Below are 25,516 nucleotides of genomic sequence, written 5' to 3'. Positions count from 1 at the left end.
CCGTGGATGCCGCGCCCTTTGAGTGCCTACTGATCAGTGCACCGCACCGGCATGAGCCCGACGCGGCGCCACGAAATCACCCTGTCTTCTTCTTGTCCTTGCCCCCGCCCGTCAACCGGTCCTTGAGCCCCAGCACCTTCGTCACCGTCGCCCCCATGCCCATGAGCTGCATGGCAGTCTCGGGCGCCAGCCGCTGCACGTCGTCGAACCACTTCATCAGCCGGTCGATCAGGTCGTGCATCTCGCGCATGCGTTGCTGGGCATGGCGTTCCGCATCGTTGGTGGGTTCTTCCAGCAGGGCGCCGCGTAGCATCGACAGCGTGGGCTCGATCTCGCGGCGGCGGCGCTCTTCGGCGAGCACGCGGAAGATTTCCCAAACGTCGGAAGGTGCCTCGAAGTACTCGCGCCGGTCGCCGGGTTGGTGCCGCAGCCGCACAAGGCGCCAGGCCTGCAGTTCCTTCAGCCCCATGCTCACGTTGGAGCGCGAGAAGGCGAGCAGTTCGGCGATCTCGTCGGCGTTGAGTGCGCGCTCCGACAGGAAGATCAGCGCATAGATCTGGCCGACGGTGCGGTTGATGCCCCACTTGCTGCCCATCTCGCCGAAGTGGGCGACGAACTGGCGGTTGAGGGGCGGGAGTTCGGGCAGGGAGGCGGGCATGCGCCCATTGTGATCCCGCTACCGGAGTTTCAGGAATCCCTGAAAGTCACCGGTCATTTCCAGGGCGTCGGCGCCGGCACTTCGGCGGCCGGCTCGCAGTCGACGCTCTTGAAGTCCGCGGGCGAGACGATCTCCAGGTACTCCATGTCGGGCGAGTAGTCGAACAGGTAGTGGCGGATGCCCGGGCGCTGGTGCACCACGTCGCCGGCCTCGACCAGCGTTTCCTTGTCCTCGTACATGAACTTGGCCCAGCCCTTGGTCATGATGACGATCTGGAAATCGGCCTCGTGCTTGTGCCAGCCGGTGCCGGTCTCGGGCGCCATGTTGGCCTTGACCAGGTGGGCGATCACCTTGCCGTTGGTGGCTTCGGCGACGCCGAGGTCGCGGTACAGGAAGAAGTCGCGCAGTCCGCCGGGCACGAAGTCGGTGTCGCCGGGCTTCACATGGGAGAACTGGGTGGCAGTGCGGTCCAACATGGGCAATCTCCTTCGGGGGTGGGGATGCTGCGCCGCATCATGCATAAAGCGTTCCCGCGGCGACGTTGCGCGATGGCACGCCGGGCCGCCATACTGTGCCGAAACCACGAGAGGACTCGCGATGAGCAACGAACTGCGCAAGAAGCTGCACGAACTGTCGGTCCTGGTCGACACGGCCCCCGATCCGCAGACGCGGGCGATCGTCGAGGCGCTGCGGCTGCAGACGGCCATCCTCAACGAGCGGCTCTTCGCCATCGACCTGCAGATCGGCGAGCTCATCCAGCGGATGGAGACGCGCGCCAAGGCCGACTGAGGCCGGGGTCGGCGCCCCCGCTTGGGGCGGACCCGCGCTGTTGTGGGGATAATCCTGCCCCATGAGCGGCAACACTTTCGGCAATCTCTTTGCGATCACCAACTTCGGAGAGTCGCACGGCCCGGCGATCGGCTGCGTCATCGACGGCTGCCCGCCCGGCATGGCCCTGACCGAGGCCGACATCCAGGGCGACCTCGACCGCCGCCGCCCCGGCACCAGCCGCCATGTCACGCAGCGCAACGAGCCCGACGCGGTGCAGATCCTCTCCGGCGTGTACGAGGGCCGGACGACCGGCACGCCGATCGCGCTGCTGATCCAGAACACCGACCAGCGCAGCAAGGACTACGGGCAGATCGCCCAGCAGTTCCGCCCCGGCCACGCCGACTTCACCTACTGGAAGAAATACGGCATTCGCGACCCGCGTGGTGGCGGGCGTTCGTCGGCTCGCCTGACGGCGCCGATGGTCGCGGCCGGCGCGGTGGCCAAGAAATGGCTCTACGAGAAGTACGGCACCGTGTTTCGCGGCTGCATGACGCAGATCGGCGAGATCGTCGTTCCCTTCGAGGACTGGTCGCACGTACCGCACAACCCGTTCTTCGCGCCGGTGGCCGACGTGGCGAACCTCGAGGCCTACATGGACGCGCTGCGCAAGGCCGGCGATTCGTGCGGTGCGCGCATCCGCGTCGTGGCCTCGAACGTGCCGGTGGGCCTGGGCGAGCCGCTGTTCGACAAGATGGACGCCGAGATCGCCTACGCGATGATGGGCATCAACGCGGTCAAGGCGGTGGAAATCGGTGCCGGCTGGGACAGCGTCACGCAGCGCGGCACGACGCATGGCGACTCGATCACGCCGACCGGTTTTCTCAGCAACAACGCGGGTGGGGTTCTGGGCGGCATCACGTCGGGCCAGGACCTGGAAGTGAGCATCGCCATCAAGCCGACCAGCTCGATCATCAGCCCGCGCCAATCGATCGATGTCAACAACCAGCCGGTCGAGGTGGTGACCAAGGGTCGGCACGACCCCTGCGTCGGCATCCGCGCCACGCCGATCGCCGAGGCGATGCTGGCGCTGGTGGTGATGGAGCATGCCTTGCGTCAGCGAGCCCAGAACGGCGAGACCGCGCCGTCGGATGCCGCGCCGCTGCAGGCGTCCTTTCTGTAGTGGCGGCGGCGCCGTCCTCGCCGTCCCCGCCCTTGCCATCGGGCGGTGCCGGCCACCTGCTGGCCTTCGCCGCGCTGTCGGCCAGTTACTTCGCGCACATCGGTTTCTTCAACCCCTACCTGCCGCTGTGGCTCAAGGACCAGGGGCTGCCCATCCTCACCATCAGCCTGCTGGCGGCGGTGCAGTCCTTCACCCGCGTGTTTGCGCCCTATGCCTGGGGCGCGCTGAGCGACCGCACCGGCGAACGCGTGCGGTTGCTGCGCATCAGCGCAGCGATCGCGTTGGCGGTGTCCTTCGGCCTGTGGGTGCCGGGCAATGCCTGGTGGATCGCGCTGGTGCTGTTGCTGCTGTTCACGCACACCAGTTCGATGATGGGCCTGACCGAGGCAGCGATGGCGCAGCTGGTGGCCGGCGACTGGGGCCGCTACGGGCGCATTCGGCTGTGGGGCTCGGCGGGCTTCCTGGTCACCGTGTTCGTCGCCGGCGCATGGTTCGACCGCTTCGGCATGGGCCACTTCCCCCTGTGGGCGGCCGTCACGCTGGCGCTGGTGCTGCTGGCCGCCTGGCGCCTGCCCGACGTGCGCGAGCCGCGCGCAGACCACGCCAAGGACCACGTGCCGGTGCTGCCGGTGCTGCGCCAGCCGGTGGTGCGCTGGTTCCTGCTGTCGCTGTGCCTGCACGTCACCGCGCACTTCTCGATCTACGGCTTTCTGTCGCTGTACCTCGATTCGCTCGGCTATGGCAAGGGCATGATCGGCGCGCTCTGGGCGCTGTCGATCGTGACCGAGGTCGCCTGGTTCTTCGTGCAGGGCCGTTTCATCGGCCGGCTGACGATGTCGCACTGGCTGCTGCTGTGCAGCGCGGTCGCGGTGCTGCGCATGGCGATGACCGGCGTGGCGGGGCAGTGGCTGGCGGCCATTTTGTTCGCGCAGCTGCTGCACGGCCTGAGCTTCGCCGCGCACCATACGACCTGCATTGCGCTGATCACGCGCCATTTCCCCGGTCGTCTGCGGGGGCGCGGCCAAGCTCTTTTCACCGTGGTCGGGTACGGTGTCGGGGGCGTGGCCGGTGTGCTGGCGGGCGGGGCACTGGCCAGCCGCTTCGGCTTCGTGGCGATGTACGTCGCCGCCACGGTGCTCGCTGTGCTGGGCACCCTCTGCGCCTGGCGCATGCTGCGGGCCGAGGCGGCGCTGGAACCCGGTGCCGTCGCCTGAGTCGCACCGTCGATCTTTTTCTTCTTCCCAGTCCAGAAACGGAGCCCCGATGTTTTCCATGCCGCCCGCCACCCAGGCGCTGATCCTCAGTTGCGTTGTCGTGTTCCTGCTGCAGTCGCTGGGTGTCGACGGCCTGGCTTTCTTCGCGCTGTGGCCGGTCGGCTCGGGGGGCTTCATGCCGTGGCAGGTGCTGACCTATGCCTTCCTGCACGGCGGGCTCTCGCACCTGGTCTTCAACATGTTCGGCCTCTTCATGTTCGGTGCCGAGCTCGAACGGGTGTGGGGCTCGAAGCGCTTCCTGGTCTTCTACTTCGCGAGCGTGATCGTCGCTGCGCTGACGCAGCTGCTGGTGGCGGCTTGGAGCGGCAGCCCGAACCCCACGGTCGGCGCATCGGGCGGCCTGTTCGGGCTGCTGGTCGGCTTCGCGATGCTGTTCCCGCACCGCCGCATCGTGCCGCTGATCCCGCCGATCCCGATGCCGGCCTGGCTCTTCGTGGTGATCTACGGCGTGATCGAGCTCTTCCTCGGCGTGACTGGCAGCATGAGTGGCGTGGCGCACTTCGCGCACCTGGGCGGCATCCTCGGCGGCTGGCTGACGCTGCGCTACTGGCGCGGGCAGCTGCCGTTCGGCCGGCGGCTTTGACCATCCAGGCCCAGGACATCCAGCCATGAGCATCTTCGACAGCTTCCTCTCGACCCCTGCCATGCGGGCGGTCTTCGACGGGCCGTCCGTCGTCGCGGCCATGCTGCGCTTCGAGTCGACGTTGGCGCGCGCACAGGCCGACGTGGGCCTGATCCCCGCCGACGCAGCCGACGCCATCGCCGCGTGCTGCGGCCTCGACGATGTCGACCCGGAACGGATCGGCCTCGACAGCGGCCGCGCCGGCAGCCTCGCCATCCCTTTGGTGAAGGCGCTGAAGGACATCGTCGGCCAGCGCCATCCGGAGGCGCTGCCGCATGTGCACGTCGGCGCCACCAGCCAGGACGTGATCGACACCGCGATGGTGCTGGTGACGCGCGACGCGCTGGCACTGTTGCTGGACGATGTCGACGCTGCCATTGGCGCGCTGCTGCGCCACGCCGGGCAGCACGCGGCCACGCCGATGCTGGCGCGCACGCTGATGCAGCCGGCCTCGGTCACCAGCTTCGGCCTGGTGTGCGCGGGCTGGGCCGCGCCGCTGGTGCGCAGCCGCGAGCGCCTGCACATCGCGGCGCAGGTGGCGCTGCAACTGCAACTGGGCGGCGCGATCGGCACGCTGGCGCAGATGAAGGGGCAGGGCGCCGCGGTGCGCGCACGCCTGGCCGCAGCCCTGCAACTGCGCGACCCCGGCGCCACCTGGCACACCCAGCGCGACAGCTGGACAGCGCTGGGCTGCGAGCTCGGCCTGCTGGCCGGCAGCCTGGGCAAGATCGCGCTCGATATCTCGCTGCTGGGCCAGTACGAGGTCGCTGAAGTCACCGAACCCGCCGAGGCCGGCCGGGGCGGCTCGTCGGCGATGCCGCACAAGCGCAACCCGGTCGCGTCGATGGTGGCGCTGGCCGCCGCACAGCGTGCGCCGCAGCAGGTCGCGGCCTTGCTGGCTGCGATGCCGCAGCAGCACCAGCGCGCCCTCGGGCCGTGGCAGGCCGAGCTGGCCGAATGGCCGCAGCTGTGGCTCACGGTGCAGGGCAGTGCCCATGCGCTCGCGGGTGCATTGCCGGGGCTGAACGTCGATGCCGTGCGCATGCGCGCCAACATCGATCGGCTGCGCGACGAGCTGCCGGCGCAAGCCGCCGACGAATGGTTCGACCCGACGCTCGCCGACGGGGCGGCCGAACTTGCACGCGCTCAGGCGCACGACTTGCAGGCCCGGTTCGACGGACTTCGCAACACCACTTCATCCAAGGACGCTTCGCCATGAGCGACGAGACAAGCCCTCATCCCGACTACGAACGCGGCCTGCTGCAGCGCCGCCGCGTGCTGGGCGACGCCTGGGTCGACCAGTCGCTCGCCAAGCGCACGAGCTTCAACGCCGAGTTCCAGGAACTCATCACCCGCCATGCCTGGCATGACATCTGGGGCCGCCCCGCGCTGGGCGACAAGACGCGCCGCTACATGGTGCTGTCGATGATGCTCGGCACGCACGCCTACGAAGAGTTCGCGATGCATGTGCGCGCCGCGCTGGACGGCCCGCCCGAGTCGCGCCTCACGCCCGATGACATCAAGGAAGTGCTGATGATGGCGGCCATCTACTGCGGCGTGCCGGTGGCCAACCACGGCTTCGGCATCGCGACCGCGATCCTGCGCGAAAAGGGGCTGCTCGAAGAGCTGCCGAAGTGAGCGCGACGGCCACAGGGCCATCGCCATCGCCTGCGACGTCCTTCGCGCTGCTGTTGCCGCTGCTGCTCGCGGCCCAGCCGGTCGCCACCGACAGCTACCTGCCCGCACTGCCCGAGATCGCGCGCGAGCTCGGCTCCGCGAGCGCCAGCCTCACCGCCTTCGTGCTGGCCTTCGGCATCGCGCAGCTGGTCTGCGGCCCGCTGTCCGACCGCGTCGGGCGGCGCCCGGTGCTGCTCACCGGCCTGGCGGTCTACGCCATCGCCGCGGCCGGCGCGATCTTCTCGCCGAGCATGGCGGCGCTGGTCGGTTTCCGCGTGCTGCAGGGTTTTGCGATGGCGGCCATCCTGGTCTGCGCGCGCGCCGCGGTGCGCGACCTGTACCCCGCGCACGAAGGCCCGCACGTCATGGCGCGCGGGCTCACCGGCCTCGGTGTGGTCGGCCTGATCGCGCCGGTGATGGGCGCTTTCACCGTGCAGGAGCTGGGTTGGCGCTGGGTGCTCGGCGGCATGGCCACCTATGCGGCGCTGCTGTGGATGCTGTGTTTTCGCCGCTTCGGCGAGACGCTGCATCGGCCCGGCGTCGGCGAGCCCGCCGCGCCCAAGGGCAGCGTGCGCGAGGTGTTCGCCAGCCCGAACTTCCGGGCCTGGGCCACGCTGGCGGCCACCACCTACAGCGGTATCTTCGCCTTCCTGCTGCTGTCGCCGATGGTCTACATCGGCTATCTCGGCCTCTCGCCCATCATGTACGGCTGGATTCCCGCAGGTGGCTCGCTGGTCTACATCGGCAGCACCACGATGTGCCGGCGCCTGCTGCGTCGGCTGGGCGTCGTGCGCACGGTGCAGCTCGGCGCGACGCTGAGCCTGACCGGGCCGCTGTTCCAGGTCGCCGGCTGCGTGCTGGCGCCGCAGTCGGTCGTGCCGCTGTTGCTCGGCCATGCCGTGTACTGTCTCGGCCACGGCATCCACCAGCCCTGCGGGCAGGCCGGCGCGGTGGGCGATCTGCCGCATCTCGCGGGACGGGCCGTGTCGTGGTCCGGCTTCGGCATGATGGGGGTCGGCTTCATCGTCGGCCAGACGGCCGCCAGCTTCGTCGACCCGCAATCGTCCAACGGCGCCTGGCCGATGGTCGTGCCGATGCTACTGGCGGGCGTGGTGCTGGTGCTCATCGCTTTCTTCTGGCTGCCGCGCCTGCCGGCAGCATCCACTGCAAGGAGACCCCAATGATTTCCCTCAATGTCCTGCGCGAGGGCGAAGGCCCGATCGTCGTGCTGAGCCATGCGCTCGGCTGCAACCTGCACATGTGGGACGGCGTGGCCGCGTTGCTGGCGCGCGCCCACACCGTGATCCGCTACGACCATCGTGACCACGGCGGGTCCGCCGTCGTGCCCGGTGCGTTCAGCATCGATACGCTGGCCGACGACGTGGCTGCGGTGATCGAGCGCGAGGCGGCCGGCGAGCCGGTGCACTTCGTCGGCCTCTCCATGGGCGGCATGACGGCGCAGGCGCTGGCGGTGCGCCGCCCCGAACTGCTCAAGACCGCGGTCATCGCGAACTCGAGCGCCCACTACCCCGACCCTGCGCCATGGACGGCGCGCGTGGCGCGCGTGCAGGCCGACGGCGTCGCCGCCGTGGCCGACGGTGCGGTGGAGCGCTGGATCACGCCGGACTGGCGCGCCAAGCGTGAAGGCGCCGCCGCCGCGGCAGCGCTGCGCGACATGCTGGTGAAGACAGATGCCGCTGGCTACGTCGAGAGCTGCAAGGCGGTCGCGGCCATCGACTTCCGCGAGAGCAACACGCGCATCGCGGTGCCCACGCTCGTCATCGCCGGCACGCAGGACCTGGCCACGCCGCCCGCGATGTCGGAGCAGATGGTGGCGCAGATCCCCGGCGCGAAGCTCGCCACCCTCGACGCGGCGCATCTGAGCGCGGTGGAGAAGCCTGACGAATTCGTTGCGCTGCTGATCGACTTCTGGCGCAGCCTGTGAACTGACGAGGAGGACCCGCATGTTCGATCCCACCTTGCCCGCGCAGGGCCTGCGCCCCACGCAGGCGCAGATGCTCAAGCACCTGCGCCGTTCCAACGCGGTCGCGCAACGCGCCGTCTCGCTCGGCCACCACCCCTTCGGCGCCGTGCTGGTCGGCCCGGACCAGGAGACGGTGCTGCTCGAGCAATGCAACATCGACACGGTCAACCACGCCGAATCGACGCTCGCGCGGGTGGCTGCCACCAACTTCACGCCGGAGTTCCTGTGGGGCTGCACGCTCTACACCGCGGTCGAGCCTTGCTGCATGTGTGCCGGCACCGCGTATTGGGCCAACATCGGCCGCGTGGTCTACGGCATGACCGAGGCGCAGCTGCTGGACGAGACCGGCAGCCATGCCGAGAACCCGACGATGAGCGTGCCGTCGCGCTATGTGTTCGACCACGGCCAGAAGCCGGTCGAGCTCATCGGCCCGGTGCCGGAGATCGCCGAGGAAACCGTGGCGATGCAGCGCGCGTTCTGGGCCTCGCGCTGAGGCGCGAGCGAATGAATCTCAGCGCAGCACGGTGCCGGGCTTGAGCTTCTTGCAGTCTTTGCCCGTCGATTCCTTGATGAAGCGCTTGTCTGCCGGGGTGATCCATCGCATGTTCTCGCGCTTGTCCTGGCCCCCGGCACAGAGCTGGACCACGTAGCCGATCTGCCAGTCGGGGCAGGCGCCTTCCACCTGCCCGGTGGAGGGGCAAGGATGGTCCTGGCGAAAGGCGCGCTGTTCGGCGTGGTCGCGGTGCTTGCTGCGGGCGTCGGCCAGGCCGGGCAGGGTGGCGAACAGGAGGCAGAGAAGAAGGGTTTTGGTCATGCGGAAGGCTGGGGCTGTCGGGCCGCGGTGCTCTATGCTATCCGGCTCCCGCTCCGGGCGTTCCCAGCCAGCGCCCGCGTTCCTCTCTCAACGTTTCGATGCAGCAGTCTCCCTCCCATTCCGATCTCGACCCGGCCCGTGCGCCCCTGGTCGCCGTGACCGGCGCGACCGGCTTCATCGGCCGGCATCTCGTCGCCGCGTTGGTGCAGGCGGGCTGGCGGGTGCGGCTGCTGCTGCGGCGCGAGCCTTCTGGCGCCGAATGGCGCCAGTCGACGCCCGAGGTCGTCGCCGGGTCGCTCGACAACGAGGTGGCGCTGGCCCGTCTGGTGGAGGGCGCCGATGCGGTGATCCATCTGGCCGGGCTCATCAAGGCGGCACGGCGTGCCGACTTCTTCGCGGTGAACGCGCAGGGCGTCGCGCGGATCGCGCAGGCGACGAAGCGGCTGGCGCCCGACGCGCATTTCCTGCTGGTCTCCAGCCTGGCCGCGCGCGAACCCTTGCTCTCGGACTACGCCGCCAGCAAGCGCGCCGGCGAGGCCGCGGCGCTCGACGCGATGGGCGCGCGCACGACCGTGCTGCGGCCGCCCGCGGTCTACGGCCCGGGTGACCGTGAGACGCTGCGCTTCTTCCAGGTCGCCCGCTGGCCGCGCGTGCCACTGCTCGGCGGGCCGGACGCGCGCGCCGCGCTGATCCATGTGCGCGACGTGGCACGGCTGATCGTCACGCTGGTCGCGTCGACGCCGCAGGGCCAGGTGCTGGCGGCGGCCGATGGCCAGCCGGCGGGCTACCGCTGGGACGAACTGCTCGGCGCCGCGGCACGGGCCGTCGGGAACCCGACGCCCCGCTTCGTGCAGGCGCCGCCAGGGTTGCTGCGTGGCATCGCCTGGGTGGGCGATCTGGCGCGCCTCGGCGGGTCGGCCGCGATGCTCAATTCCCAAAAGCTGCGCGAGCTGCGCCATACGGACTGGGGCGTCTCGCCGGCCGAGCTCGCGCGGCCGGAGGGCTGGTCGCCGCAATTCGACATCGACACCGGCTTCGCCGATGCGGTCGCCTGGTACCGGTCGGCCGGCTGGCTGCCGGGCTGATGGTGGCCTCATCCGACCGTGGTGCAGCCCTGGTCTGGGTGCTGCTGGGCGCGCGCCATGGCGACAACCAGCAGTTGCTGGCCATCGCCGAGGGCTTGGGCGTGCCGTACCGCACCGTGCCCTTGCGCTTCAACGCCGCGGCGGGGCTGCCGCCGATTCTGTGGGGCGCCTCACGGCTCAGCTGGCGCAGCCAAGACGCGACAGCGCTGCAGCCGCCCTGGCCGCGCGTGGTGCTGGCCGCCGGGCGCAAGAGCGTGCCGGCGGCGCGGTGGATCCGGCGGCAATCGGGCGGGCAGACGCGGCTGGTCCACATCAACCGGCCGTGGGCGCCGCTGTCGTGGTTCGACCTGATCGTCACCACGCCGCAGTACGCGGTGCCCGAGCGCGCCAATGTGTTGAGCCATCGGATGCCGTTCATGCCGCCGCCTGACCTGATCGATGTGCCGCTGCCGGTCGCGCTGCGAACGCAGGCAGCGCGCATGCCGCGGCCCTGGACACTGGTGATGGTCGGTGGCGACAGCCGGCCTTTCGTGCTCGACGACGAGGCGGCCGCCGGCCTGGCGCGCCGCGTGAATGCGCAGGTGCGAACGCAAGGCGGCAGCGCCTGGGTGCTCGGCAGCCCGCGCACGCCGGCCAGTTCCATGGACGTGTTGGCCCAGGCGCTCGATGTGCCCTCGCACGTCGTCCGGTGGGGCGAGGGCGAGAACCCCTATCTTGCCCTGCGCCAGCGCGCCGACCGCCTCATCGTCACGACCGACAGCGCGTCGATGCTGACCGAGGCGCTGCTCACGGGCAAGCCGGTCGTGCCCTTCGCATTGCCACGGCAACCGGATTGGCGCTGGCGTCTGGCGACGGCCTGGCGCGGCGCTGCGGCACGGCGTCCGGGGTCGATGGTGGCGAGCAGCTTCGATGCGCTGCAGGACCTCGGATTGCTCTCGTCGCTGCGCGATCTGGGGCTGCTGCACGCTGCACTGGACGCGGCCGGTGCGTTCGACGGCAGCGGGCGGGTGCTCGCGTTGGCACGGCAGGAGCGCGCGGCCACGCTGGCGCGCATCCACGCACTGATCGATCGGCCCTGAGCGCCTCGATCGGGCAGGCGGTGTTGGCTCAGGTGGTGGCGCGGGCGGCGCGGGTCACGCAATCCATCGCGTCGCGGCGCACATGGCCGCGCGCGATCTCGGCGTCGAGCAGGGCGCGGTCGATCGACCCGTTGTCCAGGCATTCGCCCAGCAGCTGGAAGAACAACCGCTCCTGCGCCGGATCGGGGTGCCGGCGGTAGCGACCGGCGCCGCGCCCCGTCAGCTTGCGCAGCCAGATGCCGGCGCGCGATTTGAGCGTGGTGCCGCGCGGCGTGAAGTCCGAGGGCAGGCCGGTCTTCCACGGCTGCGTGCGGCGGTGCGTGTTGTGCAAAAGTTGGGTCTGAGAGGTGAGCCTGTCGAAGTCGTTCCACTCGGGCTCCAGCGCCGCGACGCTGCCGGGCGGCTCGAGCAGCAGCCACATCCAGTCGCGGTAGTCGCGCTCGCCGCGGAAGGTGCGCTCGAAGTCCGCCTCCCACTGCCAGTGCGTGAGCCGTGCGCAATCCATCAGCATCACGCTCGAGGCGTAGTGCAGCGGGCGGCGAAAATCGCCGTCCATCTGCCGCGCCATCACCGCGGCACCGCCCATGTCGCGCTCAAGCAGCGCGTTGATGTCGCCGAGCGCGAAGATGTCGGGGTCGATCAGCACGGCGCGGCCGGCGTAGCCCATCTGCTCGGGCACGGCGAAGCGCAGCGGCGTGAACGACTGCAGGTCGTCGTTGCGCCACAGCACCTGCTGGCCTTCGCGCAAATAGCGGCGGCCCTCGAAGCGCTGGAAGGCGGGGAAGTCGGTCGTCTGGAGGATGCGCACGTCGAAGCGCTCGGGCGCGGCGCTGCGGCTGCGCAAGGCATGCTGCGCCACCAGGGCGCCGACGATCTGCTTGGGGTTGGTGTGGATGAAGACGGCGTTGCGCATGCCGTATTTTCACCGCTGTCGCCGATGTTCTAGCGGCGCTGCCAGTAGGCTTCGTCGCGCGCGACCAGCAGATCGTCCGCGCGGCTCTTGCCGTCGACCTTGCGGTCGCCCTTCATGTGGTCCATGAAGCGGCCGAGGCGTGAGTTGATCAGCACATGCGACGCCTGCCAGCCGGCGCCTTCGGCGATGTCGTGCGTGTGGGCCCCGCGCGCTTCGGCGCGTTCGCGGACCACGTCGAAGAGGTAGGAGTCGTGGTACTCGTACTCGGCAAAGAGCAGGTCCTGGCTGTACATCGCCTCGAACTCGGCCAGCAGGCGCCGCGTCTCCGGATGCCGCAGGTTGTAGACCACGAAGCCGCACTCGGTGTGGTTCGGGCGCCGCAGGCAGGACACGGCGCTGTCCGACGGCATCAGCGCGGCCAGTTCGGTCACGTCGACATCGGCGAAGAAGCGGGTGTCGGCATCGATCCAGATCAGCGCGTCGGCATCGGTGCGGCGCGCGGCGTCGAAGATCGCGTAGCTCTTGTGCGAGAAGCGCACCGCGTCCCAGCGATAGCCTGCCTTCTTGACCCGCCACGGCAGCGGGATCGACAGCGGGCCGACGCGCAGGCGCCGGCGTGGGCGCCATTGCCCGATGGCGCGGGGATTGTCGTGGTGTCGTGCCTTGAACGCGACCAGCTCGGGGCTCGCGGCGTTCAGGTCGTGCGCCTCGATGCGCCCCGGTGCCGACGGCGGCACGAAACCCTCGTGGTAGAGCATCAGCGGCACATCGTGCGGCCAGTGCTCGAGGAAGGTCTCGACCATGATTTGACCGTAGGTCTCGTACCCGGCAGCATGGCAGGTCGTGACGACGGCGAAGCGGCGATGGGGCATGGGAGCTATCGTGAACGCTCAGCGCCGTGCGCTGGCGAGCGCGGCGACGATTTGCCCGATGTCGTCGTCGCTGTGCGCCGCGCTGAGGCTGATGCGCACCAGGCTCAGGCCGGCGGGCGTGGCCGGCGGGATCATGAGGTTGGTGTAGATGCCGCTGTCCAGCAGCGACTGCCACAGCGCCTGCGCTTCGGCGCGCTCGGTGAAGACCAGCGCGGCGACCGGGCCGGGCGTCGTGGTGCCCAGCCGGTAGCCCAGCTTGGCGGCCTCGGCGTAGAGCCGCTCGGCGTGCCGCCACAGCCGCTCGCGCAACGCATGGCCGGCCAGCATCTGGCGCAGCGCTTCGCGCGTCGCCGCGATCGAGGGCGGCGACGAGGACGCCGTGAAGATGTAGGGGCGGCTCACCATCCGCACGTATTCGAGTTCCGCGTGCCGCCCGATGCAGAAGCCGCCGACGCCACCCAGGCTCTTGGAGAAGGTGCCGACGATGAAATCGACGTCGTCGAGCACGCCCAACTCTTCCGACAGCCCGAGGCCGCGTTCACCGAAGACGCCGAAGGAATGCGCTTCGTCGACCAGCAGCCAGGCGCCGTAGCGCCGCTTGATCTCGGCGATTTCCTTCAACGGCGCGCGGTCGCCGAGCGTGCTGTAGACGCCCTCGACCACGATCAGCGCGCGATGCGCGTCGTCGCCGAGCCGCGCGAGGCGGCGGTCGAGGTTCTCGGGGTCGTTGTGCCGGAACCGGATGGTGGTGGCGTTGCTCAACCGGCAGCCGTCGTGGATGCTGGCATGGCTGTCGGCATCGACCAGCAGGTAGTCGCCGGTGTCGGCCAGCGCGGAGATCACCCCGAGGTTGGTCTGGTAGCCGGTGGAGAAGACGATGCAGGACGGCCAGCCGACGGCGTCGGCCAGTTCGCGTTCGAGGGCCCGGTGGCCGGCGTAGTTGCCACTCGCCATGCGCGAGCCGGTGGAGCCCGTGCCCTGCGCCTCGATCGCCTCGATGGCGGCGGCACGGCAGGCCGCGTCGTAGGTCAGGCCCAGGTAGTTGTTGGTCCCCGCGAGCACCATGCGGCGCCCGCCGATGGTGGCGGCGGTGGCCGAGTGGATCTGGTCCATCGGCGTCGCGATCGGTGCCACGCCGCCCATCGCGTCCAGGCTCGCCTGGAGCTGGCGCTGTGCGCCGAACTTGCTCAGAAGACTCACGCCGCACCGCCGGTCAGTTGGGCGATGCCGGCGCGCAATCCGTTGATGGTGTGCGCCTGGGCCAGCGTTTCCACCGGGATCGACAGGTCGAGGCGGTCCTCGATCTCCATGACGAGGTCCATCACGCCGATCGAGTCGAGGTCGGCCTCCTGCATCAGGTCGGCGTCGCCGCCCAGGCCCGCCGTGCCGGGACGGATGGCGTCGAGTGCTTCGCGGATGGCGCTTTCGATGGTTGCCAGATTCAATTCGGTCACGGGTGAAGGCTCAATCAGGGGTCGTCAGGGCAATGTCGCGGCCGATGCTCGCGTGGTGGGTCTGGACGCGTGCATCGTCCTTGACGAAGCCGACCTGCGGCTCCTCGCCGCAGCGCTTGAGGAAGTCGCTGCGCGCCATGCTGCGCGACAGCTTGCCCGACGAGGTGCGCGGCAGGGTGTGCGGCGGCACCAGTTCGATCAGGCAATGGATGCCGAATTCGGCGTGGATTGCCTGCTTCAGGCGCACCGACAGCGACGCGAGCTTGATCGGGTCGGCTTCCCGGCACTGCACGACCAGCACCGCGGTTTCGTTCTCGTCCTCGTCCGCGACCGTGAAGGCGGACGCATCGGTCGGCCGGACTTCGGGTTGCTGCTCGGCCAGGTACTCGAGGTCCTGCGGCCAGATGTTGCGGCCCTTGATGATCATCAGGTCCTTGGCGCGACCGGTGACGAACAGCGACCCGTCGGCGAAGTAGCCCAGGTCGCCGGTGTTGAGCCAGCCGTCGTCCGACAGCACCTCTTGCGTGGCCTCGGGGTTGCCGAAGTAGCCCGACATCACACTGGGGCCGCGCAGATAGACGGTGCCGCACCGGCGCTCGGGCAGCACGTTGCCCCTGTCGCCGCGCACCTCGACCTCGAAGCCCGGCAGCGGCCGGCCGCAGTCGATGAAGGCCTTGCCCTTGACGGCGGCTTCACCCTCGATCGGCGGGCGTGCCTCGCCCGTGCGGGACAGGCGGTCGATGTCGATCAGATCGCTGTGCGGGCCGCTGCCCACGGGCGCGAAGCTCACGCCCAGCGCGCACTCCGCCATGCCGTAGCTGGGCAGGAAGGCGCGTTCGTCGAAGCCGGCCGGTGCCAGGATATCGGCCACCTGCCGCAGGGACTCGGGGTGGATCATCTCGGCGCCCACACCGGCGATGCGCCAGGAGGACAGGTCGAGTGCCTCGATATCGGCCGGACGCAGACGACGTGCGCACAGCGTGTAGCCGAAGGGCGGGCTGTACGAGATCGTGCAGCGGTTGCGCGAGATCAGCTTGAGCCAGAGGCGCGGGCGCATCGCGAACTCGCGCGTTGGCAGGTAGTCGACCGAGCGCTGTGTCGCCATGCACCCCAGCACGATGCCCACCAGACCCATGTCGTGGTAGTGCGGCAGCCAGGAGCAGAAACGATCGTCCGCGGTGAGCGCGAAGCCATGGTTGAAGATGGCGCTGAGGTTGGCCATGACCGCGGCCTGCGTGATCATGGTGCCGCGCGGGAAGCGGGTGCTGCCCGAGGTGTACTGCAGGTAGGCCAGGTCGGTCGGCACGGGTGGCAGCGGCTGCTTGTTCTGGGCATCCAGTGCCAGGAAGTCGTCCAGCGTGCCGGACAGCGTGAGCGGCAGGCCTTCGCTGGCTTCGTTCAGGAAGCCGACGAATTCGGACGGGGCGAAGGCGGCGACGGCCTGGCAGTCGCGCATCAGCTGGCGCAGGTGGCGAACGTACGCCTCGCGGCCGCCCAGGTGCACGGCGGCAGGCAGTGGGACGGGCACCAGTCCGGCGTACTGGCACGCATAGAACATCACAGCGAAGTCGGGATGCGTGTGGGCGACCAGGGCCAGCCGCTGGCCGCGCCCGAGCGGCGCCAGGCGGCGCGACATCTCGAGGGCGCGGCGACGCAGTTCGCGGTAGGGCAGAACGGCCGAGAGCTTGTCGCGTCCGTCGTAGTAGTTGAATCCGGTCTCGCCGGTCGCGGCGTAGTCCAGGGCTTCGGTCAGGGTGGAGAAGACCGCGCTGCGCAGCGCAATGCCGCTGGCCGTCGGCGTCGGTGCCGTACCGAGGAGCATTGCTTCCGTCACCGTGCACCCCCCCGCTTTTCGTGCTCCTGAACTCTCGGGAGAACGCTAGAACACAACATATTGGGCATGCACTGCTTCACTCTATAACTTGGACTGTACTGTACAGTACTGTACGGTTTGGGCCACCCGCGAGCTGCGTGCCCCATGGAAGAAACTCAAAAGCTGCGGGATTGAAAAATCCGCGCACGTCAAACTGTCATAAATGTTATGCACAGTGATCAGGTCTGGGTTTCGTCCAGAAGTTTCGCCAGCTGCTCCAGCGTCGGGTAATCGAAAAGATCCGTGACCTCGATCCGTTGGGGGAATTCGCGCTCGATCGCTTCATGGATGCGCGCCAGGGTGAGCGATTTGAGGTTGATTTCCAGCAAGTTGGTTTGGACCGTGATCTGCTGGTCTGGAATCAACGGCTCGCAGATCTCCTTGAGGCGCAGGGCCGTTGATTTCGGCCCCGCCTCGACAGGTTCGATCGCGGCGTTCGCTGACATAAACCCTGCCAATTCCGAGCGTATTGTAGCGAATTCGCCTTGTTCGAAGGCGAGAGCCAGTGCATAGCGTTGCAGCTTGCCACTGGTGGTCTTCGGAATGGCGCTGACGGGCACGACCTCGCTCAGCTCCACGTCGGTTTGCTGGCCGATGACGCGCCGCAGTGCCTGAACTTTCGGCACGAAGTCCGCGAGATTTCCGCGGTGGATCACGAAAAGCGCGACCGACTCGGTGCCTTCGACGGCGTCGCGCACTCCCACCGCTGCCACTCGGTTGGCCTCGACGCCGGGCACCTGTTGGGCGATCTCCTCCAGGTCGGTCGGGTAATAGTTCTGACCGTTGACGATGATCAGGTCCTTGGCCCGACCCGTGATCACGAGCTGCCCGCCGAGGGTCACGCCCAGATCGCCGGTGTCCAGCCATCCGGCGGTCGCCTGCGATGCGGCACTGACGCCCTCGTCGCGAAAATAGCCGCCAGACACGTTGTCGCCCCGAATCTGAACATGGCCGACCGTCCGGTCGGGCAACCCAATGCCGGCGTCGTCCACGATGCGGATCTCGCATCCGGGCACGGCACGGCCGAGCTTGACGAACTCGACGGCGTGCGCCGACCCGGGTGCCGCAGCCCGCACGGGTGCGCCAACACGGAGGGCCGTCCGGTCGAGTTCGATCGTTTCGAGCGGTGTCGATGGCGGCGGAAAGCTCACCGCGAGGCTGGCTTCGGCCAACCCGTACACCGGAAACATGGTGTTCGGCTTGAGTCCATGCGGCGCCATGGCCTTGATAAACCGCCGGCACAACTCGGCCGAGATGGGTTCGGCGCCATTGAAGATCAGCCGCACGGCCGAGAGGTCCAGCCCCTGGGGCGGCTTCAGCGCGAACTGCCGGAGGTAATGCTGGTAGCCGAAGTTCGGCGAGCACAGCACCGTGGCCCGGCGCTGGCTGGCCTGGTCGAGCCAGAGCAGGGGGCGCCGCGCGAACAGGTCGGTGCGCATGATCGCGTGGCTGGCGCCGCAAGCCAGCATGTTCAGGTGGAAGCCGATCAGCCCCATGTCGTGGGACAGCGGCATCCAACTGAGTGCCACGTCGCGGTCCGAGAAGGCGCCGGCCTCGATGATCGCGGCGATGTTGGCGCACAGGTTGCGGTGCGTCAACAGCACGCCCTTGGGCTCGCCGGTGGAGCCGGAGGAATACTGGATGAACGCCAGGTCGTTCGGACGCGGCGACACGGGCTGTCCCGGTTCGCCGCCGATGTCGAGGCCGCCCGGAACCAGGGCGCGGGCACGCAGCGCCGCCGCCTGGTCGGCCAGCCCCTGTGCCGCGGCGAAGCCGTCGAGCCGTTCCAGCGACGTGCCGTCGATGTAGACCGATGCCTTCGGGCCGAGCTGCGCGAAGACACGCAACAGCTTCTGGCGGTGCGCATCGGTGGCGCCGGGCGCGAGAGGGACCGGGACGATCCCGCCCAGCACGCAGGCCCAGAACATTTCCAGGAAGCGCTCGTTGTCGGCCAGGCACAGGATCACCGTGTCGCCGGGCGCGATCGACTGGCGCTGGAGCGCGCCCAGGACGGCGAGCGCGCGCTGGCGCAGCCGTTGGAAGCTCAGCACGCGCTGCTCCTTGTCGCCCTCGATCAGCGTGATCTGGCGGTCGTCGCGCGCGGTGGCGGGCAGGATGGCGTGGAGGGTGTCGAATGGCATGAAGGAAAGGAGGGTGCCGTTCAGCGGCGCGACACGAGCCGCATCCGCAGGGGATGGCGCGTGCGCAGGTTGATCTGGAATTCGGCCTCGGCGGGCTCGGCGTCGACGGGAACCCATCGAAAGCGTTCCGCCACCATCGTCAGGTGCGTGGCCATCTCCGCCATGGCGAAGCCGGCACCCACGCAGAAGCGCGGGCCGGCCGAGAAGGGCAGGTAGGCGAAGCGATGCCGGCCCGCGGCCGCATCCGGCATGAAGCGCGCCGGCAAGAATTCGTCGGGGCGCTCCCACTGGGCTGCGTCGCGGTGCAGCAGGTAGGGGCAGATGAAGATGTCCGTGCCGGCCGGGACGTGGTAGCCGCCCAGGGTGTCGTCCTGCAGCGCGCGGCGGCTGAAGAGCCACACCGGCGGGTAGAGCCGCAGCGCCTCCTGCAGCACCTGTTCGACGTAATCTGCGGAGGCGAAGGGGGTCGCCAGGGCTTGGTCCGGCGCGGCTTCGGCGGGCGCCGCGTGGGCGATGGCGGCGTGGAGTGCCGCTTCGGCTTCGGGATGCCGGGACAGCAGGTACCAGGTCCAGTTGAGCGTGCTGGCGGTGGTTTCGTGGCCGGCGACGATCAGCGTCATGACCTCGTCGAGGAGGGCCCGGTCCGGCATCGGCTCGCCGCTGGCCTTGTCGCGGGCCTGCATCAGCATCGAGAGCCAGTCGGACTCGACCCGCGCCTCCTGGCGGCGGGTCTCGATGATGGCGCGCACGAAACGCGCCAGGCCGCGGAACCGGGCTGCGAACTGCAGATCGCGCCGGCTCTCTTCGGTCAGCAGGTCGAAGGGGCTACCGCCCTCGGCCTCCACCAGGCGGTCGAAGTCCGCGCTGAACAGCGCCCGCAGCACGATCTCGAGCGCGACGCTGCTGAGTTCGTGCGTCAGGTCGATGGGCTCGCCGCTGTCGGCGTGCGCGCTCCAGCGCGTCAGCAGGTCGGCGTTGACCTGCTTGACGACCGGGGCGAAGCCGCGGGTCGCCTGGCCCTGGAAGGCGGGTTGGATCATGCGGCGCTGGCGCGCCCACAGGTCGCCGTCGCTGACGATCAGACCGTTGCCGAGAAGCACCCGCACACGCTCGAGGCCCGCGCCCTTGACGTAGTTGCCGCGGTTGGTCAGCAGCACGCGGCGGATGTCGTCGGGGTCGTGGATGACGAGGCCATCGCCAGGGCGCGTCAGCGACGGCACGCGGCAGATGGCGCCGTAGCGGGCGCGCAGTTGCTGCAGCACCGGCAAGGTCTCGTCATTGGCGTCGAGGTCGTAGCCCTGGTCGGGGCCCGGCGCCAAATGTCCCTGTGCCATAATCCGAAATTGCCCTTGGTGCTGAGCCCTCGATTATGTCATGTGCGCGCCAGACGCTGCGTCCATGCCCATCTCCGTCCTGATCGCCGACGACTCCGTGCTTCCGATGGCACTCGAGGCTGCTTGGATGACCGAACTTCCAGAACCCCGCCGGGCTCAGATCGCGCGCTGGCCCAGTGCCCGTGCGCGGCACCGGTCGCTGATCGCCAGCCGGCTGTTGTGCGAGGGGCTTCGGCAATTCGGTCACCGCGGCGCCGTGCTGTCGTCTCTGCAGTACACCGCGCACGGTCGGCCAGTGCTCGATCTCGCGGTCGATTTCAGCATCTCCCATTGTGAAGGACGCGTCGTCTGCGCCGTGTCGACAGACGGCCCGATCGGCGTCGATGTCGAGGCGATCGGCATGTTGACGGCCGACGACTTCCCGCGCTACCTCAATGACGGCGAGCGTGCCTGGGCCGGTCGCGATCCGCAGCGCTTCTGCGCAGTCTGGACGCGCAAGGAAGCGGTCGCCAAGGCCGCCGGGGCCGACAGCCTCGCCAAGCTTCGCGACATCGATACCCGGCCGGCGGGTGAGGGCGCTGCGTTTGCCGGCCAAGTCTGGCAGACTCCAGCGCTCGAAATCGGAAGCGCCCATGTGGCGCATCTCGCGCTTCGAGACCGGCACGCGCCTTGGCGCGCGACACAGGTGTCCAGAGCCTGGCTCGAACGCGACCTTTGCATCGATCGGCCCTGATCCCCCGGCTCGCATCGCCGCCGAATCGCCGACCTGTCCCCATCGTCTCCCCCTTTTTCTGATTGGTGAATCAACGTGTCCAGACCTGAGCGTGCCCTCATCCTCGGCGCCGGCCAAGGCAGTCGCCTGCTGCCGCTGACCGAACAACTCCCGAAGTGCCTGCTCGACCTGGGCGAGGGCCGCAGCATGCTCGAATGGCAACTGCGCGGACTGGTGGAGGCGGGCATCGGCGAAGCGGTCGTCGTGACCGGCTTCCGCTCCGACCTCGTCGAGCAGGCGCTGCAACGCATCACGCCGGCCGGCATGACGGTTCGCACCCTGTTCAACCCCTTCTACAAGCTGGCCGACAACCTCGCGAGCTGCTGGATGGCCCGTGCCGAACTGCAGGTTCCCTGCCTCATTCTCAACGGCGACACCCTGTTCGAGCCGGAGATCGCACGCCGCCTGCTCGCCGCGCCCTCGGCCCCGATCACGGTCACCATCGACCGCAAACCGGGCTACGACGCCGACGACATGAAGGTTGAGGTCGAGGGCGATCGCTTGCGCGCGATCGGCAAGACCTTGTCGGCCGAGCGTGTCAACGGCGAATCGATCGGCTTCCTGCGCTTCGAGGCCGAGGGCGCCGCGCTGTTCGTCGCCGAACTCGAACGCACGATGCGCACCGCCGAGGGCCCGGGCCTGTGGTACCTCTCGGCGATTCATCGCCTGGCCGGTGCGGGGGCGGACATCCGCGTGGCCTCGATCGAAGGCCTGCAGTGGGGCGAACTCGATTTCCCGGCTGACCTGACGTACGTGCGCAGCCTGGCCGCCGGCTGGCTCGGCGCCAGCGCGACGCCGCAGACCGCGAAGGTCTCAGCGACCGCCTGAGGTGGACGGGCCGTCGGCCGCCACCAGCCGGCGTACCAGGTCCAGGTCCGCGGCCTTGTCCACGTCGATCGCGGCGCGCCCGTCGCGCATCGACACCAGCGCGAGCCGCGCACCGCCGGACAGCAAACCCAGCTGCTCGGCCGCCGCCGCCGAACGGAGCCAGCCCAGCCGATAGCGCAGCGCGAACCACCAGCCCAGGCGCTGCATCATGCGCAGCGGTTCCTTGCGCAAGCGCTCCATGTCGCCCCAGAACACGATGACGCCGGCTGCCTTCGGCCGTGCCAGCAGGAACAGGTTGCAGCCGGAGAAATCGTCGTCCGAGAAGCGCAACCAGGTGCGCCGCGTGGCGGGCGCCGCCGCCTCGACCGCCTGGCGCGGTGCCAAAGCGGCAGCCACATCGGCCTCGGGCGGGCAGGCGGCCAGGAACTCGTCGATCCATGCGGCCTGCAGCAGCGCGTGGTCGGCCGTGGTGACGAGCAAGGGCGTGCCTTCTTGTGCGAGTGCTGCGGCGACGGTGGCGCTGGGCCCTTCCTGCGTCGGCATCGCGGTCCACGGTTTGCTGCAGGCATCGGGCTGAAGGCCCGGCAGGTCATCCAGCAGTCCAGGCCGGTCGATCGCGATCACGATGCGTCCCACCGCCGGGGTGGCCACCAGCGCGGCGACCACCCGCTCGATCATCGTCGTGCCGCCGATCTCGATCAGCGCCTTGTGGCTCACGCCGGCGTAGTCGGCCAGCGGGTCGCCGCCGGACCGCGTGCCGGCCAGCACCAGCGCGGTGAGTCCGCTCATATCAGGCGCCGATGCCAATGGTTTTTTCGTACACGCGGTAGGTCTTGTAGGGGGCAGCGCCGAGCGATTCGATGATGTGGCGCATCGGCCGGTTGTCCTCGAGGATCCACGACAGCTCGACCTGCTTCACGCCCTTGGCGCGCAGGCCCTGGCGCATGGTGTCGATGGCCAGGAAGGGCGCAATGGCGCCTGCCAGTTCGCCGCTGATGCTGCGGCTGATGCCCATCAGCGGCACACGCGCCGTCTTCGTGCCACGCTTGAGCCGCAACATGAGCTTGGCCCAGTTGAAGGGCAGCAGCTTGCCGCCGAAGTCGGCAATCATCTCGTTGAGGTTGGGCAGGGCGATGCCGAAGCCCACGGCCTTGCCGTTGAGCTCGACGATGGCGACGCACTTGGGGTCGATGAACATCTTCAGGCTCTTGGCCATGTGCGCGATCTCCGCCTCGGTGAACGGGATGAAGCCCCAGTTCTGCGACCAGGCGTCGTTGAAGATCGCAGTGACCGTGTCGAACTCTTCGAGGTAGCGTTGGGTGTCGAGGTTGCGCACGGTCAGGGCCGAGGGCTTGCGCGGGCCGATCATGCGGCGCGCAGCGGCGGGCATTTCGTGCTCGATGTCGTAGAGGTAGGCGATCATGTCCTTCGCCTTCACGTAGCCCTCGGCCTCGACCCGTGCGCCGACGTAGCGGGCGTCGTGGCCCATCAGCATCATCGGCGGCGTGTCGAAGCCGTCGACCAGCAGGCCGGTCTCTTCGTTGATCGACAGGTTGAAGGGACCGAGCACCTTCGTCTTGCCGCGCGCGGCGAGCCAGTCTTCTGCAGTCTTGAAGAGCGCGGCGAAGACCTGGGCGTCGTCCTCCGCGCAGATCATCCCGAAGTGGCCGACCGCCGGGTCTTTCACCAGCTTGTCGATCTGCGCGCTGATGCGCCCGACATCGCGGCCGTCCTTGCGGGCCAGCCAGAACTGCGTCTCGGCATGCGCGAAGTACGGGTTCTTGCGCGGCGAGAAGGCCTCACGCCGTTCCATCATCAGCGGCTGCACGAAGTGCGGGTCGCGTGCGTGGATCTTCGAAGGCAGCTGGATGAAGCGGTCCAGTTCCGCCGGTGTGCGCACCGGGACGATTTCAAGCGTGGTCATCAGACAGCGGGGCGGGCCTTGTTGCGTGCGAGGAAGCCGAGCCAGACCGTGCGTACGCCGTGCCAGGCGAACGTCAGGCCTTGCCAGGCGGTGACGAGGACCAAGCCGGCGGGGCCGGCGCCGACCAGGAGCGCGAGCGCCATGATCGTCATGGTGATGTTGCGGCGCGCGATGAAGCTGCGCACCCGGCCGTCCAGCCGTGTCGCCGCATGCAGCGCGAAGCCCAGGCGGGCCTTGGCGATGCCGAGCACGATGCGGTCGCCCAGGTAGAAGACGATCAGCCAGACAGCCGCCGCGTAGAGCGGGTCGTCCATCGATCGCCCGCCCAGGCCCCAGGCCCAGGCGAAGTACCAGAAGGGCGGGTGCACGATGTCCAGGCCGTGGTCCAGCACGTTGCCGATGGCCGAATCGGTGAGCGTCACGCGTGCGATCTTGCCGTCGACGCTGTCGAGCACGCTCATGCCGTAGGCGCACAGGAAGCCCAGCAGGAAGTCGCCCCGCGCGAACAGCGGCACGGCTGCGACTGTGAGGATGATCGACAGCACCGTCACCGTGTTGGGGTGGATGCCCCAGCGGGTGCACAGGCGCACCAGCGGCCACACCAGCGGCGGGTAGACCCAGCGGGTGAGCAGGTCGGTCGAGCCCTTGTAGTTGTCCCAGAACATCTGGCGCTCGAGCCGGCGGCGCGTGGCCTTGTCGTTCACCGCGTAGATCCAGTAGGGCAGAGAGCGGCGCAGCTTGTTGACGTAGGCGGGGAAGTCCGTCTCGTCGTACGGTGCGATGCGGCCCGCGGCCGTCAGCGCATCGGCCACCTCACGCAGCGTCTGCGCATCGGCCGGGATCGCGTCGATCAGCGCGGGCTCCAGGCGCAGCACGACGGCGCGTTCGGCGCCCTGGCCGCGGGCGGCGACGCAGGGGGACGTGCCGCGCAGCAGCACATCGATCAGCCGCGGGTCGACCGCGTTGCCGCCGTCGATCGCGACCAGCGCGCCGCCGGCCAGCGCCTGGCGCAGGCGCGTGCCCAGCGGTGCGGTGTCGACGTCGGCTTTCGCTGCCGGCCAGGCGGTGCGCCCGGCATCGACGCCGGACAGGACGACCTGCGCCCCGGCATCGAGGTGCTTCACGCTGCGGCGCAGGCGCTCGACCGGCGCGATGCCGTAGAGCTGTTCCGCTCGGGTGGCGGCGGTGGTGTCGATCCAGAGATTCATAGGCGTTCGGAGGCTCGCAGTTGCAGAAGGCCGATCGCGGCGAACAGCGCCGGCGCGGCGAGCGCGATGACCAGGGGCGGCCAGCGGGCGGCGAGCCCCACGGCCGCGACGATCCCGTCGCAGAGAAGAAAGCCCAGGCCGAGGATCAGCGCCATCGCCATTCTCGACCCGCCGCCCGTTCCGCGCGGCAGCGATACCGCGGTCGGCAGCGCCAGCAGCAGCATGACGAAGATCGCCAGCGGTGCGGCGTACGAACGGTACAGCACGCTCTGGTAGTAGCGGTGGGGCTGGGTCCCGGTGCGGGTGCCGGCGATCACCTCGGCCAGCATCGCGGTCGACAGGTTCGGCCGCGCGACGTCGAGCCGCAGCACGTCTTCGGGGCGCAGGTTGGTGTCCCAGGCGCGCTCGGCCACCTGGGTGCGTTCGACGCGCGTGTCCCCATAGACGAATTCGTTGACGCCCTTGAGCCGCCAGACCTTGCCGTCCCATTGCGCTTCGGTGGCGGTGAGCCGGCTCTTGATCAGGCCGCGGTCGTCGCGCACATACAGCCGCACGTCGATCAGCCGGCGGCCATCGGGGCTGGTGCTTTCCATCGACACCGTGCCGCCGGAGGTGTGCGCCCATCGCTTGGTCGGCGTGTCGTCGGCCGGCGCGCTGGCGCTCCACCATTCCTTCAGGCCGTTCTCGGCAGGCGGCAGCACGCGGTCGGACAGCACGAACTGCGCGACGGCCAGCACGGCGGCCAGCGGCAGCAGGTAGCCGAGCAGCCGCATCATGCTTAGGCCCGCCGTGCGCATGGTGGCGATCTCGAGGTTGCGCGCCATGGTGGCCAGCGCCATCAGCGTGCCGAGCAGCACGGCGGGCGGCAGGGCCATCACCAGCTCGGCCGGGAGGCGCAGCAGGCCGTAGTAAACGATGCCGATGAAGCCCTGGTCGCGCTTGAGCACGTCGGTGGTGACGTCCAGCAGCTCGAGCACCTGCATCAGCGCGGTGATGACCAGCAGCAGCACGAGGATCTGCGTGCCGACGCGGCGCCGCAGGTACGAAGCCATC

27 protein-coding genes are annotated in these 25,516 nt (G+C 69.2%); 13 read left to right on the top strand and 14 right to left on the bottom strand.

The genetic code is table 11. The annotated features are described in order from the left end of the window. Positions 1–76 precede the first annotated feature (76 nt). Both ACSFA2_RS18740 and ACSFA2_RS18735 read right to left on the bottom strand, forming a co-directional pair. Entirely contained in the window at positions 77–658 is a 582-nt protein-coding gene (locus ACSFA2_RS18740) for a GbsR/MarR family transcriptional regulator (protein WP_435456828.1), read from the bottom strand. Positions 659–711: 53 nt separating this feature from the next. Further along, positions 712–1,134: a cupin domain-containing protein gene (locus ACSFA2_RS18735; RefSeq protein WP_435456827.1), complete on the bottom strand. Its 423-nt coding sequence runs from the start codon at positions 1,132–1,134 to the stop codon at positions 712–714. Positions 1,135–1,255: 121 nt separating this feature from the next. Between ACSFA2_RS18735 and ACSFA2_RS18730 the strand changes: the two genes are divergently transcribed. The 9 genes from ACSFA2_RS18730 (at position 1,256) to ACSFA2_RS18690 (ending at position 8,659) form a co-directional block, all read left to right on the top strand. Continuing rightward, complete coding sequence (locus ACSFA2_RS18730) at positions 1,256–1,447, top strand: hypothetical protein (protein ID WP_435456826.1); 192 nt, start codon at positions 1,256–1,258, stop codon at positions 1,445–1,447. Between the two features lie 61 nt (positions 1,448–1,508). After that, positions 1,509–2,609 (top strand): chorismate synthase, encoded by a 1,101-nt coding sequence (gene aroC / locus ACSFA2_RS18725; RefSeq protein ID WP_435456825.1) that lies wholly within the window; start codon positions 1,509–1,511, stop codon positions 2,607–2,609. Positions 2,610–2,641: 32 nt separating this feature from the next. Next, the gene (locus ACSFA2_RS18720; protein WP_435456824.1) at positions 2,642–3,823 is read left to right on the top strand and encodes an MFS transporter; all 1,182 of its coding nucleotides are present in this window, start codon (positions 2,642–2,644) and stop codon (positions 3,821–3,823) included. A 49-nt stretch (positions 3,824–3,872) separates the two neighbouring features. Continuing rightward, positions 3,873–4,466 carry a rhomboid family intramembrane serine protease gene (locus ACSFA2_RS18715; RefSeq protein WP_435456823.1) on the top strand — a complete coding sequence of 198 codons (594 nt, stop codon included), beginning with the start codon at positions 3,873–3,875 and terminating at the stop codon, positions 4,464–4,466. A gap of 25 nt (positions 4,467–4,491) precedes the next feature. After that, positions 4,492–5,724 carry a lyase family protein gene (locus tag ACSFA2_RS18710; RefSeq protein WP_435456822.1) on the top strand — a complete coding sequence of 411 codons (1,233 nt, stop codon included), beginning with the start codon at positions 4,492–4,494 and terminating at the stop codon, positions 5,722–5,724. Beyond that, positions 5,721–6,143, top strand: coding sequence for a carboxymuconolactone decarboxylase family protein (locus tag ACSFA2_RS18705; protein WP_435456821.1), 423 nt, complete (start codon positions 5,721–5,723; stop codon positions 6,141–6,143). The genes ACSFA2_RS18710 and ACSFA2_RS18705 overlap by 4 nt, the downstream gene beginning before the upstream one ends. Further along, positions 6,140–7,366 (top strand): MFS transporter, encoded by a 1,227-nt coding sequence (locus ACSFA2_RS18700; protein WP_435456820.1) that lies wholly within the window; start codon positions 6,140–6,142, stop codon positions 7,364–7,366. Before ACSFA2_RS18705 ends, ACSFA2_RS18700 begins: the two co-directional genes overlap by 4 nt. Beyond that, complete coding sequence (gene pcaD, locus ACSFA2_RS18695; RefSeq protein WP_435456819.1) at positions 7,363–8,127, top strand: 3-oxoadipate enol-lactonase; 765 nt, start codon at positions 7,363–7,365, stop codon at positions 8,125–8,127. Before ACSFA2_RS18700 ends, pcaD begins: the two co-directional genes overlap by 4 nt. A gap of 19 nt (positions 8,128–8,146) precedes the next feature. Next, complete coding sequence (locus ACSFA2_RS18690; RefSeq protein WP_435456818.1) at positions 8,147–8,659, top strand: nucleoside deaminase; 513 nt, start codon at positions 8,147–8,149, stop codon at positions 8,657–8,659. Positions 8,660–8,677: 18 nt separating this feature from the next. On the opposite strand, the gene ACSFA2_RS18685 is transcribed toward ACSFA2_RS18690, so the two are convergent. Then, positions 8,678–8,980, bottom strand: a complete 303-nt coding sequence (locus tag ACSFA2_RS18685) for an HNH endonuclease (RefSeq protein ID WP_435456817.1) — start codon at positions 8,978–8,980, stop codon at positions 8,678–8,680. Positions 8,981–9,078: 98 nt separating this feature from the next. Between ACSFA2_RS18685 and ACSFA2_RS18680 the strand changes: the two genes are divergently transcribed. After that, positions 9,079–10,065 carry an NAD-dependent epimerase/dehydratase family protein gene (locus ACSFA2_RS18680; RefSeq protein ID WP_435456816.1) on the top strand — a complete coding sequence of 329 codons (987 nt, stop codon included), beginning with the start codon at positions 9,079–9,081 and terminating at the stop codon, positions 10,063–10,065. Next, positions 10,065–11,144 (top strand): ELM1/GtrOC1 family putative glycosyltransferase, encoded by a 1,080-nt coding sequence (locus tag ACSFA2_RS18675; protein ID WP_435456815.1) that lies wholly within the window; start codon positions 10,065–10,067, stop codon positions 11,142–11,144. Before ACSFA2_RS18680 ends, ACSFA2_RS18675 begins: the two co-directional genes overlap by 1 nt. Before the next feature lie 28 nt (positions 11,145–11,172). Here the strand turns inward: ACSFA2_RS18675 and ACSFA2_RS18670 are convergent, their stop codons facing one another. The 7 genes from ACSFA2_RS18670 to ACSFA2_RS18640 form a co-directional block, all read right to left on the bottom strand. Beyond that, positions 11,173–12,057: a hypothetical protein gene (locus ACSFA2_RS18670; protein WP_435456814.1), complete on the bottom strand. Its 885-nt coding sequence runs from the start codon at positions 12,055–12,057 to the stop codon at positions 11,173–11,175. A gap of 29 nt (positions 12,058–12,086) precedes the next feature. Next, entirely contained in the window at positions 12,087–12,929 is an 843-nt protein-coding gene (locus ACSFA2_RS18665) for a hypothetical protein (protein ID WP_435456813.1), read from the bottom strand. Positions 12,930–12,947: 18 nt separating this feature from the next. Next, positions 12,948–14,129, bottom strand: coding sequence for a serine palmitoyltransferase (spt, locus tag ACSFA2_RS18660; protein ID WP_435456812.1), 1,182 nt, complete (start codon positions 14,127–14,129; stop codon positions 12,948–12,950). Next, positions 14,126–14,383, bottom strand: a complete 258-nt coding sequence (locus ACSFA2_RS18655; protein WP_435456811.1) for an acyl carrier protein — start codon at positions 14,381–14,383, stop codon at positions 14,126–14,128. The genes spt and ACSFA2_RS18655 overlap by 4 nt, the downstream gene beginning before the upstream one ends. Before the next feature lie 10 nt (positions 14,384–14,393). Beyond that, complete coding sequence (locus ACSFA2_RS18650) at positions 14,394–16,205, bottom strand: fatty acyl-AMP ligase (protein ID WP_435456810.1); 1,812 nt, start codon at positions 16,203–16,205, stop codon at positions 14,394–14,396. A 230-nt stretch (positions 16,206–16,435) separates the two neighbouring features. After that, the gene (locus ACSFA2_RS18645; protein WP_435456809.1) at positions 16,436–18,397 is read right to left on the bottom strand and encodes a non-ribosomal peptide synthetase; all 1,962 of its coding nucleotides are present in this window, start codon (positions 18,395–18,397) and stop codon (positions 16,436–16,438) included. A 20-nt stretch (positions 18,398–18,417) separates the two neighbouring features. Then, on the bottom strand, positions 18,418–19,731 hold the full coding sequence (locus ACSFA2_RS18640) for a cytochrome P450 (protein WP_435456808.1): 1,314 nt from the start codon (positions 19,729–19,731) through the stop codon (positions 18,418–18,420). 64 nt (positions 19,732–19,795) lie between these two features. Between ACSFA2_RS18640 and ACSFA2_RS18635 the strand changes: the two genes are divergently transcribed. Continuing rightward, on the top strand, positions 19,796–20,464 hold the full coding sequence (locus ACSFA2_RS18635) for a 4'-phosphopantetheinyl transferase family protein (protein ID WP_435456807.1): 669 nt from the start codon (positions 19,796–19,798) through the stop codon (positions 20,462–20,464). A 75-nt stretch (positions 20,465–20,539) separates the two neighbouring features. After that, positions 20,540–21,331: a phosphocholine cytidylyltransferase family protein gene (locus tag ACSFA2_RS18630; protein ID WP_435456806.1), complete on the top strand. Its 792-nt coding sequence runs from the start codon at positions 20,540–20,542 to the stop codon at positions 21,329–21,331. On the opposite strand, the gene ACSFA2_RS18625 is transcribed toward ACSFA2_RS18630, so the two are convergent. From ACSFA2_RS18625 to ACSFA2_RS18610, 4 genes are read right to left on the bottom strand one after another with little or no spacing between them, the layout of a single operon-like run. Beyond that, entirely contained in the window at positions 21,317–22,120 is an 804-nt protein-coding gene (locus ACSFA2_RS18625; RefSeq protein WP_435456805.1) for a nucleotidyltransferase family protein, read from the bottom strand. The genes ACSFA2_RS18630 and ACSFA2_RS18625 overlap by 15 nt on opposite strands. 1 nt (position 22,121) lies before the next feature. Then, complete coding sequence (locus tag ACSFA2_RS18620; RefSeq protein WP_435456804.1) at positions 22,122–23,255, bottom strand: dATP pyrophosphohydrolase; 1,134 nt, start codon at positions 23,253–23,255, stop codon at positions 22,122–22,124. Further along, positions 23,255–24,463 (bottom strand): CDP-alcohol phosphatidyltransferase family protein, encoded by a 1,209-nt coding sequence (locus ACSFA2_RS18615; RefSeq protein WP_435456803.1) that lies wholly within the window; start codon positions 24,461–24,463, stop codon positions 23,255–23,257. Before ACSFA2_RS18615 ends, ACSFA2_RS18620 begins: the two co-directional genes overlap by 1 nt. After that, positions 24,460–25,515 carry an LptF/LptG family permease gene (locus ACSFA2_RS18610; RefSeq protein ID WP_435456802.1) on the bottom strand — a complete coding sequence of 352 codons (1,056 nt, stop codon included), beginning with the start codon at positions 25,513–25,515 and terminating at the stop codon, positions 24,460–24,462. Before ACSFA2_RS18610 ends, ACSFA2_RS18615 begins: the two co-directional genes overlap by 4 nt. Position 25,516 lies beyond the last annotated feature (1 nt).

It is taken from the genome of Variovorax cryoconiti (genome assembly GCF_051216395.1).
Lineage (GTDB): Bacteria > Pseudomonadota > Gammaproteobacteria > Burkholderiales > Burkholderiaceae_C > Variovorax.
This window is presented reverse-complemented; position numbering and strand designations above follow the sequence as displayed.